This window comes from Carnobacterium iners (genome assembly GCF_900177385.1).
Classification (GTDB): Bacteria; Bacillota; Bacilli; order Lactobacillales; family Carnobacteriaceae; genus Carnobacterium_A; species Carnobacterium_A iners.
On the sequence record NZ_FXBJ01000002.1, the window covers coordinates 2,312,276 to 2,327,387 of the forward strand.

At 33.4% G+C, this 15,112-nt stretch carries 14 protein-coding genes; 3 read left to right on the forward strand and 11 right to left on the reverse strand.

The genetic code is table 11. The annotated features are described in order from the left end of the window. The first annotated feature begins 141 nt into the window (after positions 1 to 141). Both B9Y54_RS11105 and B9Y54_RS11110 read left to right on the forward strand, forming a co-directional pair. A complete protein-coding gene (locus B9Y54_RS11105) occupies positions 142 to 2,370 on the forward strand; it encodes an ATP-dependent Clp protease ATP-binding subunit (RefSeq protein WP_085560298.1) in 2,229 nt (742 codons plus the stop codon). A 178-nt stretch (positions 2,371 to 2,548) separates the two neighbouring features. Further along, on the forward strand, positions 2,549 to 2,830 hold the full coding sequence (locus tag B9Y54_RS11110) for a DUF1827 family protein (RefSeq protein WP_085560299.1): 282 nt from the start codon (positions 2,549 to 2,551) through the stop codon (positions 2,828 to 2,830). Between the two features lie 104 nt (positions 2,831 to 2,934). Here the strand turns inward: B9Y54_RS11110 and B9Y54_RS11115 are convergent, their stop codons facing one another. The 5 genes from B9Y54_RS11115 to B9Y54_RS11135 form a co-directional block, all read right to left on the reverse strand. After that, positions 2,935 to 4,518, reverse strand: a complete 1,584-nt coding sequence (locus tag B9Y54_RS11115; RefSeq protein WP_085560300.1) for a peptide chain release factor 3 — start codon at positions 4,516 to 4,518, stop codon at positions 2,935 to 2,937. Positions 4,519 to 4,663: 145 nt separating this feature from the next. After that, positions 4,664 to 5,212 (reverse strand): thermonuclease family protein, encoded by a 549-nt coding sequence (locus tag B9Y54_RS11120; RefSeq protein ID WP_234987915.1) that lies wholly within the window; start codon positions 5,210 to 5,212, stop codon positions 4,664 to 4,666. Between the two features lie 124 nt (positions 5,213 to 5,336). Further along, positions 5,337 to 6,695 (reverse strand): FAD-dependent oxidoreductase, encoded by a 1,359-nt coding sequence (locus tag B9Y54_RS11125; RefSeq protein WP_085560301.1) that lies wholly within the window; start codon positions 6,693 to 6,695, stop codon positions 5,337 to 5,339. Positions 6,696 to 6,993: 298 nt separating this feature from the next. After that, on the reverse strand, positions 6,994 to 8,088 hold the full coding sequence (locus B9Y54_RS11130) for an AI-2E family transporter (RefSeq protein WP_085560302.1): 1,095 nt from the start codon (positions 8,086 to 8,088) through the stop codon (positions 6,994 to 6,996). A 16-nt stretch (positions 8,089 to 8,104) separates the two neighbouring features. Beyond that, positions 8,105 to 9,148: a M42 family metallopeptidase gene (locus B9Y54_RS11135; RefSeq protein ID WP_085560303.1), complete on the reverse strand. Its 1,044-nt coding sequence runs from the start codon at positions 9,146 to 9,148 to the stop codon at positions 8,105 to 8,107. Positions 9,149 to 9,300: 152 nt separating this feature from the next. Here B9Y54_RS11135 and B9Y54_RS11140 point away from each other — a divergent pair, with 152 nt between their 5' ends. Then, entirely contained in the window at positions 9,301 to 9,735 is a 435-nt protein-coding gene (locus B9Y54_RS11140; protein ID WP_085560304.1) for a GNAT family N-acetyltransferase, read from the forward strand. Positions 9,736 to 9,823: 88 nt separating this feature from the next. On the opposite strand, the gene B9Y54_RS11145 is transcribed toward B9Y54_RS11140, so the two are convergent. From B9Y54_RS11145 to B9Y54_RS11170, 6 genes are all read right to left on the reverse strand, one after another. After that, positions 9,824 to 10,534: a 5'-methylthioadenosine/adenosylhomocysteine nucleosidase gene (locus tag B9Y54_RS11145; protein WP_085560305.1), complete on the reverse strand. Its 711-nt coding sequence runs from the start codon at positions 10,532 to 10,534 to the stop codon at positions 9,824 to 9,826. A gap of 78 nt (positions 10,535 to 10,612) precedes the next feature. Continuing rightward, positions 10,613 to 10,873, reverse strand: coding sequence for a DUF3006 family protein (locus B9Y54_RS11150; protein WP_085560306.1), 261 nt, complete (start codon positions 10,871 to 10,873; stop codon positions 10,613 to 10,615). Between the two features lie 3 nt (positions 10,874 to 10,876). Next, a complete protein-coding gene (locus B9Y54_RS11155; protein ID WP_085560307.1) occupies positions 10,877 to 11,890 on the reverse strand; it encodes a ComEC/Rec2 family competence protein in 1,014 nt (337 codons plus the stop codon). Positions 11,891 to 11,986: 96 nt separating this feature from the next. Beyond that, positions 11,987 to 13,351 (reverse strand): magnesium transporter, encoded by a 1,365-nt coding sequence (gene mgtE, locus B9Y54_RS11160; protein WP_085560308.1) that lies wholly within the window; start codon positions 13,349 to 13,351, stop codon positions 11,987 to 11,989. A 15-nt stretch (positions 13,352 to 13,366) separates the two neighbouring features. Beyond that, a complete protein-coding gene (locus B9Y54_RS11165; protein ID WP_085560309.1) occupies positions 13,367 to 14,272 on the reverse strand; it encodes an RluA family pseudouridine synthase in 906 nt (301 codons plus the stop codon). After that, positions 14,262 to 15,074 (reverse strand): NAD kinase, encoded by an 813-nt coding sequence (locus B9Y54_RS11170; protein WP_085560310.1) that lies wholly within the window; start codon positions 15,072 to 15,074, stop codon positions 14,262 to 14,264. Before B9Y54_RS11170 ends, B9Y54_RS11165 begins: the two co-directional genes overlap by 11 nt. Positions 15,075 to 15,112: the final 38 nt, after the last annotated feature.

A 15,112-nucleotide genomic window follows, 5' to 3' on the forward strand; every position in this document is an offset into this window, starting at 1 on the left:
TACTCTAATTTTTTATTAAAAGATAGAGCACTATACTTGAATGTCAGACAAGGTCAGTGTATAATAAATTGAAAGGTCAGAAAAGGTCAAAAAAATCTTTCTACCTTTTACAAAATTAATTACTGGAAGGATGTGTGCTATATGTTGTGTCAAAATTGTCAACAGCTAGATGCAAACATTCATTTGTACACAAACATGAATGGTCAAAAAGGCCAATTAGATATTTGTCAAAATTGTTATAATCTATTAAAGGAAGCTAATGGTAAAGGAAATAGACAAGACAATCGTCAAACTCTTCAAGAACCTTTTGGTATAAGTAATTTAGATGACTTTTTCCGCTCTATCAGTTTACCTGAGCGTGGTAATCAAAATACTCCATCAAATAAAAATAATGGCTATAATGAAAGTGTATACCCTCCTACAAATAAAATAGGCGGTCTTTTGGGAGAATTTGGGATAAACGTAACAACCTTAGCTAGAGATGGTGCTATTGATCCTGTTATTGGGCGAGACAATGAAATTAATCGCGTGATTGAAATATTAAATCGACGTACTAAAAATAACCCTGTTTTAATTGGCGAACCTGGTGTTGGTAAAACAGCTATAGTTGAAGGTTTAGCTTTAAAAATCATAGATGCTGAAGTACCTGAAAAATTAATGAACAAACAAGTTATTCAGTTAGATGTTGCTTCTTTAGTACAAGGAACAGGTGTCCGAGGACAATTTGAAGAAAGAATGCAGCAATTAATGGATGAAATGAAAAAAAATCCAAAAGTTATTCTTTTTATCGATGAAGTACATGAAATTGTAGGGGCTGGTAGCGCAGAAGGCAGCATGGATGCAGGTAATATGCTAAAGCCGGCTTTAGCTCGTGGTGAACTTCAAATGGTTGGAGCAACTACACTGAAAGAATATCGCTCTATTGAAAAAGATGCAGCTTTAGAGCGTCGTTTACAGCCTGTTCAAGTACGTGAACCTTCCATAAAAGAAACGATTGATATTTTAGAAGGAATTAAAAGTAAATACGAAGACTATCATCAAGTTTCTTACACAGATGAAGCAATTAAAAATGCCGTTTTATTATCTAGTCGGTATATCCAAGATCGTTTTTTACCAGATAAAGCGATTGATTTACTTGATGAATCAGGTTCTAAAAAGAACTTAACCATAAAAGTGATGGATCCAAAACTTATTGAAGATAAACTAGTTGAGACTGCTCAACAAAAACAAGCTGCATTAAAAGAAGAAGATTATGAAAAAGCTGCATTCTATCGAGATCAAGCTATTAAGCTCGCAGCTATGCGTGAAAAACAAACGATTCAATCACAAGAGCGACCTATTGTAACTGAAAAAGATATGGTTCAGATTATTGAAACAAAAACCAATATTCCAGTTGGTGAACTTAAAGCTAAAGAGCAATCTCAACTTAAAAGCTTAGAATCAGACTTACGTAAGCAAGTTATAGGTCAAAATCAAGCAATTGAAAAAATTTCAAAAGCTATTCGAAGAAGTAGAATTGGTTTAAATAAAAAAAATCGTCCAATTGGTTCGTTTTTATTTGTCGGACCAACAGGAGTCGGAAAGACAGAATTAGCTAAACAATTAGCTTTAGAAATGTTTGGTAATAAAGAGGCTCATATTCGTTTTGACATGAGTGAATATATGGAAAAGCATAGTGTTTCTAAGTTAATCGGTTCTCCTCCAGGATACGTAGGATACGACGAAGCAGGACAACTTACTGAAAAAGTACGACGTAATCCTTATAGTATATTGCTCTTAGATGAAATCGAAAAAGCTCATCCTGATGTTTTACACATGTTCTTACAAATTCTAGAGGACGGTCGTTTAACGGATGCACAAGGCCGTACAGTTAGTTTTAAAGATACTATCATCATCATGACGAGTAGTGCAGGAAGTGGTTCTATAGAAGCAAATGTCGGCTTTTCCGCTGCCACTAAAGGGAATCAAAAATCTGTATTGAATCATTTGACCGATTTCTTCAAACCTGAATTTATTAACCGTTTTGATGCAATCGTAGAGTTTAACACTTTGGAATACGAGCATTTACTTGTGATTGTTGATTTAATGTTACGAGATGTCAACGAGATGCTTAAAGATCAAGGAATTAGTTTAGAAGTTGATCAACTTGCTAAGAAGAAATTAGTCGACTTAGGATACGACCTTCAATTAGGCGCTCGCCCATTGCGTCGCGTTATTCAAGAACAAATAGAAGATCGAATCGCTGATTTCTATATTGATTATCCTGAAATAAAAGATCTACTTGCCTCAATAAATGATAAAGGTGATATTATCCTTACCTCTAAAGAGGAAGTTTCTGCATTTACAAAAGCTAATCAAACTACCAACTAATCGACTACTATTTAGCCAAGTAAGAGGATGTTTAGAATTTAATCTAGACATCCTCTTACTTGCATACTCTTTTACCCTATGATTAATCCTTTTTCATTCAATTAATATACTTTGAATTTACTACTTATTCATTATATAATAGTCTCAATCTACTAGATTTAAAAAAAGAGGTGAAAAAATGAAGCTTATTGACGTTACCAATAGCCATATAGATTTAGTAACCGAGCAATTAGGGAGTACTGATGCAAACTTTATAAAAGTTTATACATTAGGACCGACAACTGTAATTTTTTCAGGAGCTCCTACTCATGAAGATGTTCTGTTATTAAACAAGCACCGGAATATAAAAAATGCTGAGATAAAATATGCCATAGATAATATCTTAAAGACAACTCTAGATAAAGCAGAAATTTTACATGCGCCTAACATTGTTGAGTTATCTATACTAGTAGAGCAATAATACGTTCTTGCTGATTTATTTATAAAAAATAGTAAAGCTATAACCCCATACAGAAACTACTATACGGGGTTTCTAGCTTTACTATTTTTTTAACCAAATTTATTTTATAACAAGGATGTTAGTTCTACATTTGGATACTTATCTGCAAACCAGTGCATAGCAAACTGATTCTCAAACAAGAACAATGGTTGGTCAAAACGGTCCCGAACGAGTAAATTCCGACTAGATGACATACTAGTATCTAATTGTTCTGGTTTAATCCACCGTGCGATTTTATTCCCTATCGGAGTCATAATTACTTCTGATTTGTATTCATGAAGCATTCTATACTGAAAGACTTCAAATTGTAGCTGTCCTACTGCTCCTAAAATGTAGTCTTCTGTATGGAACGTTTTGTACAATTGAATAGCACCTTCTTGTACCAATTGTTGAACACCTTTATGGAATGATTTTTGTTTCATTACATTTTTAGCAGAAACTTTCATAAAAATCTCAGGTGTGAATTGCGGTAACTTTTCAAATTCAACACATTTCTTACCTTCAAAAATAGTATCTCCAATTTGAAAGTTACCTGTGTCGTACAAACCAATAATATCTCCAGCAACCGCTCTTTGAACCATTTCCCGACTCTCAGCCATAAATTGAGTTGAGTTAGATAATTTTATTTTCTTTTTTGTTCTAGCAAGAGTTACATCCATTCCTCGTTCAAACTCACCTGAACAAATCCGAATAAAAGCTATACGATCTCGATGAGCAGGATTCATATTCGCTTGTATTTTAAAAATAAAACCTGAAAATTCGTCATTTGTCGCTGGTACTTTATTACCTGATATATCTTTATGAGAAGATGGACTAGGTGCGAAGTTCAAGAAAGTATCTAAGAATGTTTGAACTCCAAAATTAGTTAATGCGGATCCAAAGAACACGGGTGTTAATTGCCCGTTTATAATTTTCTCTTCAGAAAAGTCATTTCCAGCTTCATTTAATAATTCTATATCGTCTAAAGCTTGATCATATAAAGAAGATTTCTTTATAGGATGGTCTCCTTCTATTTTACCTTCTGCATTTAACTCAACAATTTTCTCACCATTTATTCCATTTATATCAGGATGATGAATTTCAATTCGTTTATTGTAGTTATCATATAGTCCTAATAAACCTCTACCCATTCCAATAGGCCAATTCATAGGGTAAGAATCGATTTTCAAAACTTCTTCTAGTTCCTCTAGTAGTTCTAACGGTTCTTTACCATCGCGATCAAGCTTGTTAATGAAAGTGAAAATTGGAATACCACGCATACGACAAACTTGGAATAGCTTCTTGGTTTGAGGCTCAATTCCTTTTCCGCTATCAATAACCATGACCGCACTATCTACAGCCATTAATGTTCTATAGGTATCTTCTGAAAAATCTTCGTGCCCAGGTGTATCTAAAATATTAATTTTCTTTCCTTGGTATTCAAACTGCATAACTGAACTAGTAACAGAAATTCCACGTTGTTTTTCTATTTCCATCCAGTCAGAAGTTGCAAATTTCCCTGTTTTTTTACCCTTTACTGTCCCTGCTTGACGGATTGCCCCACCAAACAACAAAAGTTGTTCAGTAATTGTTGTTTTACCAGCATCCGGATGGGAGATAATCGCAAATGTTTTTCTTGCTTCTACTTCGTCTTTTAATTTTTGTTCCATATTAGCATCCCTCATTTAAATCATTATTTAGTAGTTTTTTTAGTGGTTTTACTTAATGGCATGCACCTACATGTCAACACCCTTTTCTATTACACTCTTTTTTAACTATAATCTAAATAATTATAGCACACTCATTAAGATTTTTTTATTTATTATTAAAACCATATTCCCCTACGTAATCCTTTATCGACCAAATATTCTTTTTTTCTAGCGCAGCAGCTTGTTCTGCCTCTTTTAAATCATTAAGATAGATTTCTTGCCCTTTTTCATAACCTACTCTCGCTAATCCTTCTCGCACTAGTCCTTCTTGAACTAGTTCTCCATCAGCAAATAGGTAGGCTAGTATACGTCCATATTGATCTTCTTGTTTTTGAGTCACTTCATATTCTACTGATAAGTTTTTCCCTGTCAAAAAATCTGTTAAAAATTCTTTTGATTCTTTACCAAATGGTTGAACTTTATCTGTTTTAGTTGTCGTACTTTCAGGAGTATCTATTAGGAGTAAACGCATTTTTTTACTTTCGCCATTTTCATTAAATACAATCGTATCTCCATCGATTACTCTTTCTAGTTCTATCGCTAGTTTTTGATTTTCAACTCCTGTTGATGAATTCTTTGTTGAAGAGTCTGATATAGCATACCCTCCAGTCAAAGCAATGAGTAAGGCTAGTATAGAGGAGACTATTTTTTTCACTCTATTCACATCCTTCACATAGTTATTGCTCACTCTTATTCTCATTATATTATTTAATAAAAACAAAAAAAGAAGAAAGGACTACAGCTCCCCCCTCCTTTAAGATACCAAACTATCTTCTAAATTATTTTCCAGCTAATTTTCTTTCTTGTTCTACTGCTGCTTGAGCTAAAATATTCAAGTAATTCCAAGGACGATCAAAGTGTGGCTGGAAGAAGAAATCAACATACGCTAAATCTTCAATAGTCATCTTATTTTGAATAGCTAAAGAAAGAGTATTAGCAGATTGAGTTACATCGTATTTCGACATAAGTTGTCCACCTACGATACGATTTGTTCCTACTTCGTAGACTAATTGCATTAAGACTTCTTCAGTTGTTGGCATAAATTCCGGACGATAGTTGTCTTTGACCAAAACTGAGCGAACATCTAAATCAAAGTGCGGTGCGCCACTTGTCGTTACACCTGTTGAGCCAATATTAAAACCAAATAAATACAATCCAGATGTTGATTGAGTGCCTCTGTATCTTACTTTAGGTTCTATAATATTTTTACCTACTAATGTACCCATACGAACAGCATTTGTGGCTAAAGGAATATAAGCATGTCCGCCATTAGGATTGTAGTTTACTGCACAGCTATCTCCTGCAGCATAAATATCAGGATTGCTCGTTCTCATGTAATCATCTACAATGATAGCTCCATTTGGTAACATATCGACTCGACCTTTTAGTAAATCGTTGTTAGGACGGAATCCTACACACATAACGACTAAATCTGTTTCATACTCACCTTGTGCAGTTGAAACAGATACAACTTCTCCAGCTTCATTGGCGTTAAATCCATTAACAGATTGATTTAATGCTAATTTAATTCCGCGTTCTCGTAAGTCTGCTTCTAGCACATCCGTAAATTCTTTATCAAGATATTTATTTAAAATACGATCTAAACCATCAATTAGTGTCACTTCTTTACCAGACTCAGCAAAAGCTTCAACTAATTCAATACCAATATAACCACCACCAACGATTGTGATTTTTTTAGCATCTTTTGATTTAGCAATTAAGTCATTTGCTTGGTTATAATTTTTGCACAATAGGATATTTTTGTGATCAATACCTGGAATTGGTGGGATGATTGGCCAAGAACCTGTTGTATTGACTAATTTGTCATATGACTCTTCAAATACTTCACCCGTTAAAATGTTTTCAACAACTACTTTTTTAGCAACTGTATCAATCTCTTTAACATTGTGTTCCATTTTAACCGTTGCACCCATAGATGCTAATTCTTCAGGATTTGAATAAAACAGCCCCGTAGGATCTTTTACTACACCACCTACGTACAAAGCTATTCCACAAGATAAAAAAGAAATATTGTCATTACGTTCAAAAACTGCTACCTCTATTGAAGGGTTATCATTTAAAATTGTTTTTACCGCAGATGTTCCTGCATGAGTACAGCCAATTACGATCACTTTCATATTGTAATTCCTCCTATTATTAAGTTTTTATTAGATTCGTTTAATAAAATTGGCACCATTTAGTTGGTATTGTTATTCACTAAACACTCGTTTACTATATCACAATAACAAAAGAAAAGAAAACATAAAGATTCATTTCGCTTGAAATCAAGCTTTTTACATAGTGAAAAATATCTTCTTTTTTTAAAAAATAAGCCTTTAAAAAGTAGATAAAACTACCTTTAAATGCTTATTTTAAGTCAATGAATATGTTATTTATTTTTCTGTGTGAACTGTATTACTTTTCAGTCTCTTCAAACTATAAACTCTGATGTCGTTTCTTTATATTTATCATATCGTGTAAATAAATAACAATCGTCTTTACTACTGCGTAGAACGGAACACCTAAAATCATACCCAGTAATCCCGCTAAATTACCAGCAACAAGTAAAATCACAATAATCGTTAAAGGATGGATGTCTAGCGTTTTTCCAATAACATTTGGAGAAATAAAGTTTCCATCTATTTGTTGAACAACTAAGACTACTAATGCTACTAAAATCGCTTTTGTTGGAGAGATAGTAAGACCGATAATAACAGCGGGTGCTGCTCCTATATAAGGTCCAACGTAAGGAATAATATTTGTAACGCCTGCTATGATTCCTAACAATAACGCATAAGGCATCCCCGTAATCAAATAGCCAATGAACGTAAGGATTCCAACCATCAAACATACTAATGATTGTCCACTGATATAAGAAGCAATCGTTTTATTCATTTGTCCAAGTAGCTCAATCAACTGTCCTCTAAATTCTTTTGGAAAAAACTTTGCTACTGCTGGCCTAAATTGCTGGCCATCTTTGAACATATAAAATAGAATAATAGGAGCTGTAAAAATAACGATTGTAGTATTTGTAACTGCCCCAAATATTGATCCTACACTATTTGTGATTCCTAAAAAAACAGTATTTGCAACATTGCCGATAGAAAAATCTAATTCATTCATAGATTTTTCTATATTAAAATCTTTTAACCAAGGTTGTCTAATAATTTCTCTAGAATAGGCTTCGAGCGCTTTTATTAAATCAGGAATATTTGCGATGAATTCTCCTACTTGTCTAACTAATACAGGTAAAACTGAAAAAATTAAAACAGTTAGAATTCCTATGAATAAAAGTAAAATAATTAGAATACCATACTTACGTTTAATTTTAGTTTTTCCCATTAGATTAATGATTGGATTCAAGAGATAGTATAAAAATCCAGCTACTAAAATCGGTGTAAAAAGAGTTGATACAAATGTCGTAACAGGTTGAAATATAAAGTCAATTTTTGTAGACATAAAAATCAAAGTAGCTACAACTAATAACCAGATAGACCAAAACATTAATTTTGATTTTTTGAAAAGTTCCATTTTTTCATCTCCTTATTTATAATGAATCAATCATAGAGCTTAGTAGATAGCTCTCTAGTAGCTTTTCCGTTGCTGTTATTGATGCTAAATGAGTTCTTTCGTAAGCATGGCTAGCATCAATTCCTGCGCCAATCAACGCGTGACGAACGTCTGCTCCTGCTTTCATTGCTGCTGAAGCATCGCTTCCATAAAAAGGATAAATATCTAAACGATATGGAATGGAACCTTCAATACAAAGATTTGTTAATTGTTTTCTCAGTAGATAATGATAGGGCCCACTGCTATCTTTTACACAAATAGAAACAGAGTACTCATCTGTTTGTTGATCATCGCCTATTGCTCCCATATCTACTGCTAAATATTCTACTACTTTTTCAGATATATTTGAGTTTCCACCATAACCAATTTCTTCATTATTAGAAATAAAAAGCTGAGTAGTATAAGGTAATTTAATATTTTCTCTTTTTATTTTTTCTAAAAAAGTTATCAATATAGCAACACTTACTTTATCGTCAAGATGACGAGATTTTATAAATCCACTTTCTGTTACTTCTGTTCGAGGGTCAAAACTAACAAAGTCTCCTACTCCTATTCCTAATTGTGCTGTTTCTTCTTTATTTCGAGTTTTTTCATCAACACGTATTTCCATATTCACTTGATTTCTTTCAGCTGTTCCAGCCTCTTCATAGACGTGCACACTTGTTTGGTGCAAAAGGATGGTTCCTGTATATGTTTTTCCTTTTGATGTGTGGATAGTACAGTATTCACCCTCTATCGCATTGTATCTAAATCCTCCAATCAGGTCCATTTTCAATCGACCATCTAGCTTTATAGCACGTACCATCGCTCCAAGTGTGTCTACATGGGCAGTAACAAACCGTTGTTTTCTGCTATCTGCTCCATCAACTGTTACGATTAAGCTACCTTTGTTGTTCTCATGAATTTCATACCCTAACGTTGAAATAATTTTCTTTATTTCTTTTATGATTTTACTTGTATTTCCAGTTGGTGAAGGGATATTCGTTAAATATTTTACCCACTCTATCGTCTGGTTAGTCATTTTTTACCTCCATATGATTACCTTTTATTAAATTTACAAATTTTATTAACAGTAGAAAAATGATAAAATAAGTTCTAAAATTATTCTTCTAGAAACATCTTACCTTATATGTTATTCTTAGAGCCACAATACCAGAGAAAGAAGGTGCGTTTATGAATTATTCTTGGTCAACTAATTTAGATTCTTCTATCTATAAAGACTCATTATCCATTCGAAATAAAGTTTTTGTAGAGGAGCAACAAGTACCTCAGGAAATGGAAGTAGACGAATTTGAAGATTTAACCACTTACGTAGTTGGATATTTAGACGCTATTCCTGTTGTCACAGCCAGACTTTTACCAACGAATCAACGTACCTATAAAGTACAGCGTGTTGCTGTTTTAAAAGATTATCGTGATAGACAAATAGGAAAGAAAATCATGCTTGAAATAGAACGATTTGCGATTGAACATAATCGAACTTCGTTGATTTTAGGCGCTCAAGACCAGGCTATCGGATTTTATTTTTCTTTAGGCTATTTGATTAATAGTGATGGCTATCTTGATGCTGGTATGCCTCACCATGATATGATTAAAGCCTTAGTTTAATCATATCATATTTGAATTTGTAACTGCTACTGATAAAAACTAACGAGAGCCTCTTTTATGTTAAATGAGAATGCTCTCGTTAGTTTTTTTATTTATTTAGTTCAACTAATTGATCAGTAAATTTTTCAACAAATAGCATCACTGTTTCTGCTACAGAGTCTAAATTTTCTTCAAAGTTCTCACCTGCATTTTCACCTGCTATATCAGATAAAATCCTGATATTAATAAATGGAATACCATAATGGTGGGCTGTTTGATGGATAGCAGCTCCTTCCATTTCAGCAGCTTTAGCTGTAGGGAATTGTTTTCTTATTTTTCTTACTCTTTCTTTATCGCTCATAAAAGAATCTGCTGTAAGAATTAAACCTTCTATTATATTTTGATTCGTATCTAAATCAGCGAAAACAGTGAGCGCAAGTTTGCTATACTTCTCTTCTACATGATAGCTAGCTGGCATTTCTGGAACTTGCCCTAAGGCATAATTAAATACCGTTGCATCAACATCGCTAAAAATAGATTCCGTTGAGATAACAATATCCCCGATCGATAAAGAATGATCCATCGCTCCTGCTGAACCCGTATTCAAAATAAAATCAGGTGCAAAACGTTCGACTAAAATAGCGGTAGACATTGCAGCATTAGCCTTACCGATTCTGGATTGGACTAAAACAACATCATGACCATTTAATAGACCTTGTTCAAATACGGCATTAGCAACTATTATCGTTTTTTTATTTTTTAACTTTTCCTTTAGAGGCCTAACTTCTTCAGCCATTGCAGCTATTATTGCGATTCTCATTTTTATTTCTCTCCTTTTTATTTTATTCTATCTAATAAACTACTTATTAATATAGATCCTAAAACAAATAATTAATTTTTAAGTCTGCTCATTATCTTTTGTTCTTTTAAGTAGAGCTTCCCGTTTTAATTTCATTTTTTCTAAGCGTCTTATTCTTTCGTTTGGAATCAGATAAATTTTTTCAATAATTTGTTGATCACATTTATAATGAATTTCAAAAACATCACCTATTCTTGCTTCATCAGGTAATTCCCACTTTTTAACTTCAATCGGATTGCTACCATTATCAGGAATCAATCGAGCAATGTTATTTTCTAATTCTTCAAAAATTGCTCGCATACCCTATTCCTCCTTTTCAGTTTCAACAGTGAAGGTTCCATCGTTATTGGCTCTAACATTAACTGTACCATTTTTACTTGTTCCATAAAAAGGAATAGCCATCTTTTCCAATCGATTAATGGTTTCTTTTCCAGGATGATCGTACCCATTGTTTCCTCCTGCTGAATAAACACTAATTTTTGGCTGTACTGCTTTTATCCATTCCTCACTCGTACTTGTTTTTGAACCATGGTGTCCCATTAAGAGTAAATCAGCATCTAAATCGATACTCTTTTCTTCTACGATATCTTTTTCAACGCGTATAGAAGCATCTCCACTAAATAATCCACTAAAATCAGCAAAAGAAATCTTCGTTACAATAGAATCATCATTTGGGTTGTTTCTTAATTCTACTGTAGGATTTAAAACTTCCAAGTCAAAAGGTCCAACTTGATGATTTTCTCCACTTTTTGGTTCAATATAACGTGCTTGACTATTTTCAATAGCATCCAAAACACGTTCATAAATTTTACTAGTCGAATCGTAACCATTCATCCAAATTTCTTGAACGTCATAGTACTGTAGAATCAAATCACCGTACCCGATATGATCAGAATCATTATGAGTAAAAATTAATAAATCAATTTTCCCTCCTGTTCCAATATAATGATCTAGATAAGTTAATATTTTTTTTTCTTTATCTTCATATCTACCCGAATCAATTAAAATAGTTGTTCCATCTTCTGACTGAAGCAAAGTTGAAGAACCCTGTCCCACGTCTAAAATGCGAAAGTATGCACTTTGTGAACTTTCTAGATTTTCATCATTTTTTTTCGATGAAAATTCTTTAAACAATAATGTCCACTCTTCTTTAAATTGATTTATTTTATCATTGAAATTAATTCTCGACTGATCGTCTTTCCCTAAAAATAAGCCCGTTAAGAAAGAAAAAAGAATAATTGCAACCAATAAGGCTAATTTTTTTTGTTGTTTTTTTTGTTTTCTTGTCAGTTTCTTCTTTTTTTTTCGATAGGCCACTCTGTTTCAGTCCTTTACTGGTAAAAGACAACTTTCATAGAAAAGAAAGTTGTCTTTATTGATTTATTTCAACTTCTCTATTTTATAATGAATGATTCAAATAAAAAAATTCATAAAATAAGCTGCAATATTAAAATAAATTAAAACACTTGTTAAATCACTTAGTGTCGATATAAATGGACCACTTGCGACAGCAGGATCAAAGCCTATACGATCCATTAGAATCGGAATCAAACTTCCTGCTAAGTTTGCCACAATAATTGCAAAGAGCATAGCTGTTCCAATAACAAAACCTAGAATGAAATTATGTTTCCATATACCAATCACTAAGAAAATAGTAATCCCTGTTATTAATCCTGTAATCACACCTGTTAAGACTTCGCTAATAACTAGACGAGTAAAATTTCTATTCTTATCATCGTTATCTGCTAGTTTCCTAACGGCTACCGCTAATGATTGGGTTCCTGCATTACCAGCAGTACCAGTAATTAAAGATATGAAAACAGCTAGGATACTCGCCTCACTGACTAGTACTTCATATCGACTGATTAATGTAGCTGTTCCCATTCCTAGGAATAACAATGTGATTAACCAAGGTAATCTTTTAGAAGCTGCTACAAAAGGATTTTCAGATTGCTCGCCAACATCGACCCCGGCCAAACCAGAGTAATCACTAGCCGCTTCTTCATCGATGACGTCAATAATATCATCAACTGTGATAATTCCTAAAAGGTGCTCTTCTTTATCTATCACGGGAACAGCTAGAAAGTTATAATCTCGAATCGTTTTAGCAACATCATTTTGATCATCTGCTACATTTACTGAGATTGGGCGATCGCCCATCACGTCGGAAACTAATTCATCATCTCCACGGGTAATCAAATCTCTTAAAGAAATGACACCTACAAGTTTTTCAGCTGTATCAATTACATAAACATAATAAATAGTTTCTGCATCTAGCGCCTTAATTTTTAAAATATGCATAGCCTCTGAAATAGTTTGTGTCGCTGCTACTGAAACATATTCGGTCGTCATAATTGAACCGGCCGTCTCATCTTCGTAATGAAGTAATTCTTTTATTTCGTCTGCATTATCAATAGTCATCATGTTCAGATATTTACGTAAATCTATTTTATCTAATTGATTCAAAATATCTACCGCATTATCGGTATACATTTCGCTTAACATGTCAGCAGCATATTGAGGATCCATTTCTTTTAAGTAAATTTCAACAGACTCTTCGTCTTCTTCGAGAATTTCAAACATATCAGCCATTTCTTTTGGCGAAAGATAAAAATATATTTGCTGTCTTTCCTCTTGCGTTAACGATAAGTAATATTGACTTTGTTCATAAACGTGTAAAGACAAAAATTCTGAACGAAAATCTTCTATTTTTTCCCCTTCTAAATAGAGCTTCAATAAAGCTAATTTTTCTTCCATTTCTAATTGTGCTTCATTCAAGAATAGCCCTCCTTTCTAAAAGAGTATATTATTATTATACTTAAGCCATTCGGAAATATCCTCAGGATAGTTTGCTTTTAATACAATTTTTTCCTGTGTAAAAGGATGAATAAAATCTAATTCGCAACAATGTAACGCTTGTCTTTGAATCCATTCATTTTTTTCTCCACCATAAAGATCATCTCCTATTAGTGGGTATCCAATATGAGAGAAATGTACGCGTATTTGATGCGTTCTACCGGTGTGTAACTGAATAGATACTAGCGTTGTGTTATCAAATCTTTCTTTTACCCAATACTCTGTTAAAGCTGCTTTACCTTTTGGATTGACAATCCGTCTAACAATAGAATCTTCCGGCATCCCGATTGGTGCGTCTATCATCCCGTGTAAGCTATCGTTTAAATCTCCTGTTACTAAGGCGACATACTTTTTGTGTAACTGTTTTAATTTTAGTTCTTTATCTAACATGGCATGAGCATAACCATGTTTTGCGAATAACATTAAACCTGTTGTATCACGATCCAGTCGTGTCACAATATGAATGACTTGATCAATATAATTTTCACGTACATAATAACCTTTTACACGATTAGCCATTGTATTTTTAGGATGAATCTTTGAAGGAATTGAAGCTACCCCATAAGGCTTATTGACAACTAGATAATGAGCATCTTCATAAATGATTTCGATTGGAATATCTATTGGAACTGTTGTATCGTAGCCTTTTTCATCTGGTATAGTTATCTCTACTTTATCCATATCTTCAAGATAATGGACAGCATTTTCTTCACACTGATTCACTTCTATTTTTCCGCCTTGAAACTTTATCTTTGCCAATAGTCCCCTTGAAATCCCTTTAGTTCTCAGAAAAGTTTTTACTTGTTGTTTTTCTGATGATTCATATATCCAATTAAATTTCATATTTATTTTTCGCTCCAATAAACGCGTCTTCTACTCTACTCCAAAAATGAGTATGCCTATATCTAGCAAAATGAATTCGCTCTTTTGCTATAAGATATTGTAATTCTACAATATTTTTTTCAGATGATGATAACTGATCGATGGTCAATATAAAACTATCTGTTGCATTTGGTCTTATCTTAATACATTCATCCGGTGCTACAATCATTGGCGAACTTAATGTTCTAAAAACTCGATTATTGATAGATGCTATCTCCGCTAACTGAATAGCTTCGAGTCTGGGATGAATAATGGCTCCACCGACTGATTTATTGTATCCTGTTGATCCAGTAGGAGTTGATACACAAAGTCCATCGCCTCTAAACCTTTCAAATAATTCGTCCTTAACAAATACATCACAAACCATTGTTCCATCTACACGTTTCATCGTTGATTCATTTAACGCTAGAAAATGAGAAGGTTCTTTATTCCCTTGGTAGGTCACTTTAATGTCTAATAATGGATAACTAATGCTTTCACCTTTATCTTCCATCAAGCTTTCTACTAAATCTGGAAGTTCATAATCACGCCAATCTGTGTAGAAACCAAGGTGCCCTGTGTGTACTCCGACAAAACGTATTTTGTTTAAAAGATGCGCATAACGGTGAAAAGCCGATAATAAGGTTCCGTCGCCACCTATCGTGATAACTAGGTTAGGATTTTTATTATCAAGCTGGATAGCCTTTTCTTCTAACATCGCCTTCAACTCTGCTACTAATGTTAGAGACTTTTCGTTATTATTATGGACAATAGCTATTCTCACAGTTCTTTCCTCCTATCTTAAAACAATCAAGAATATGC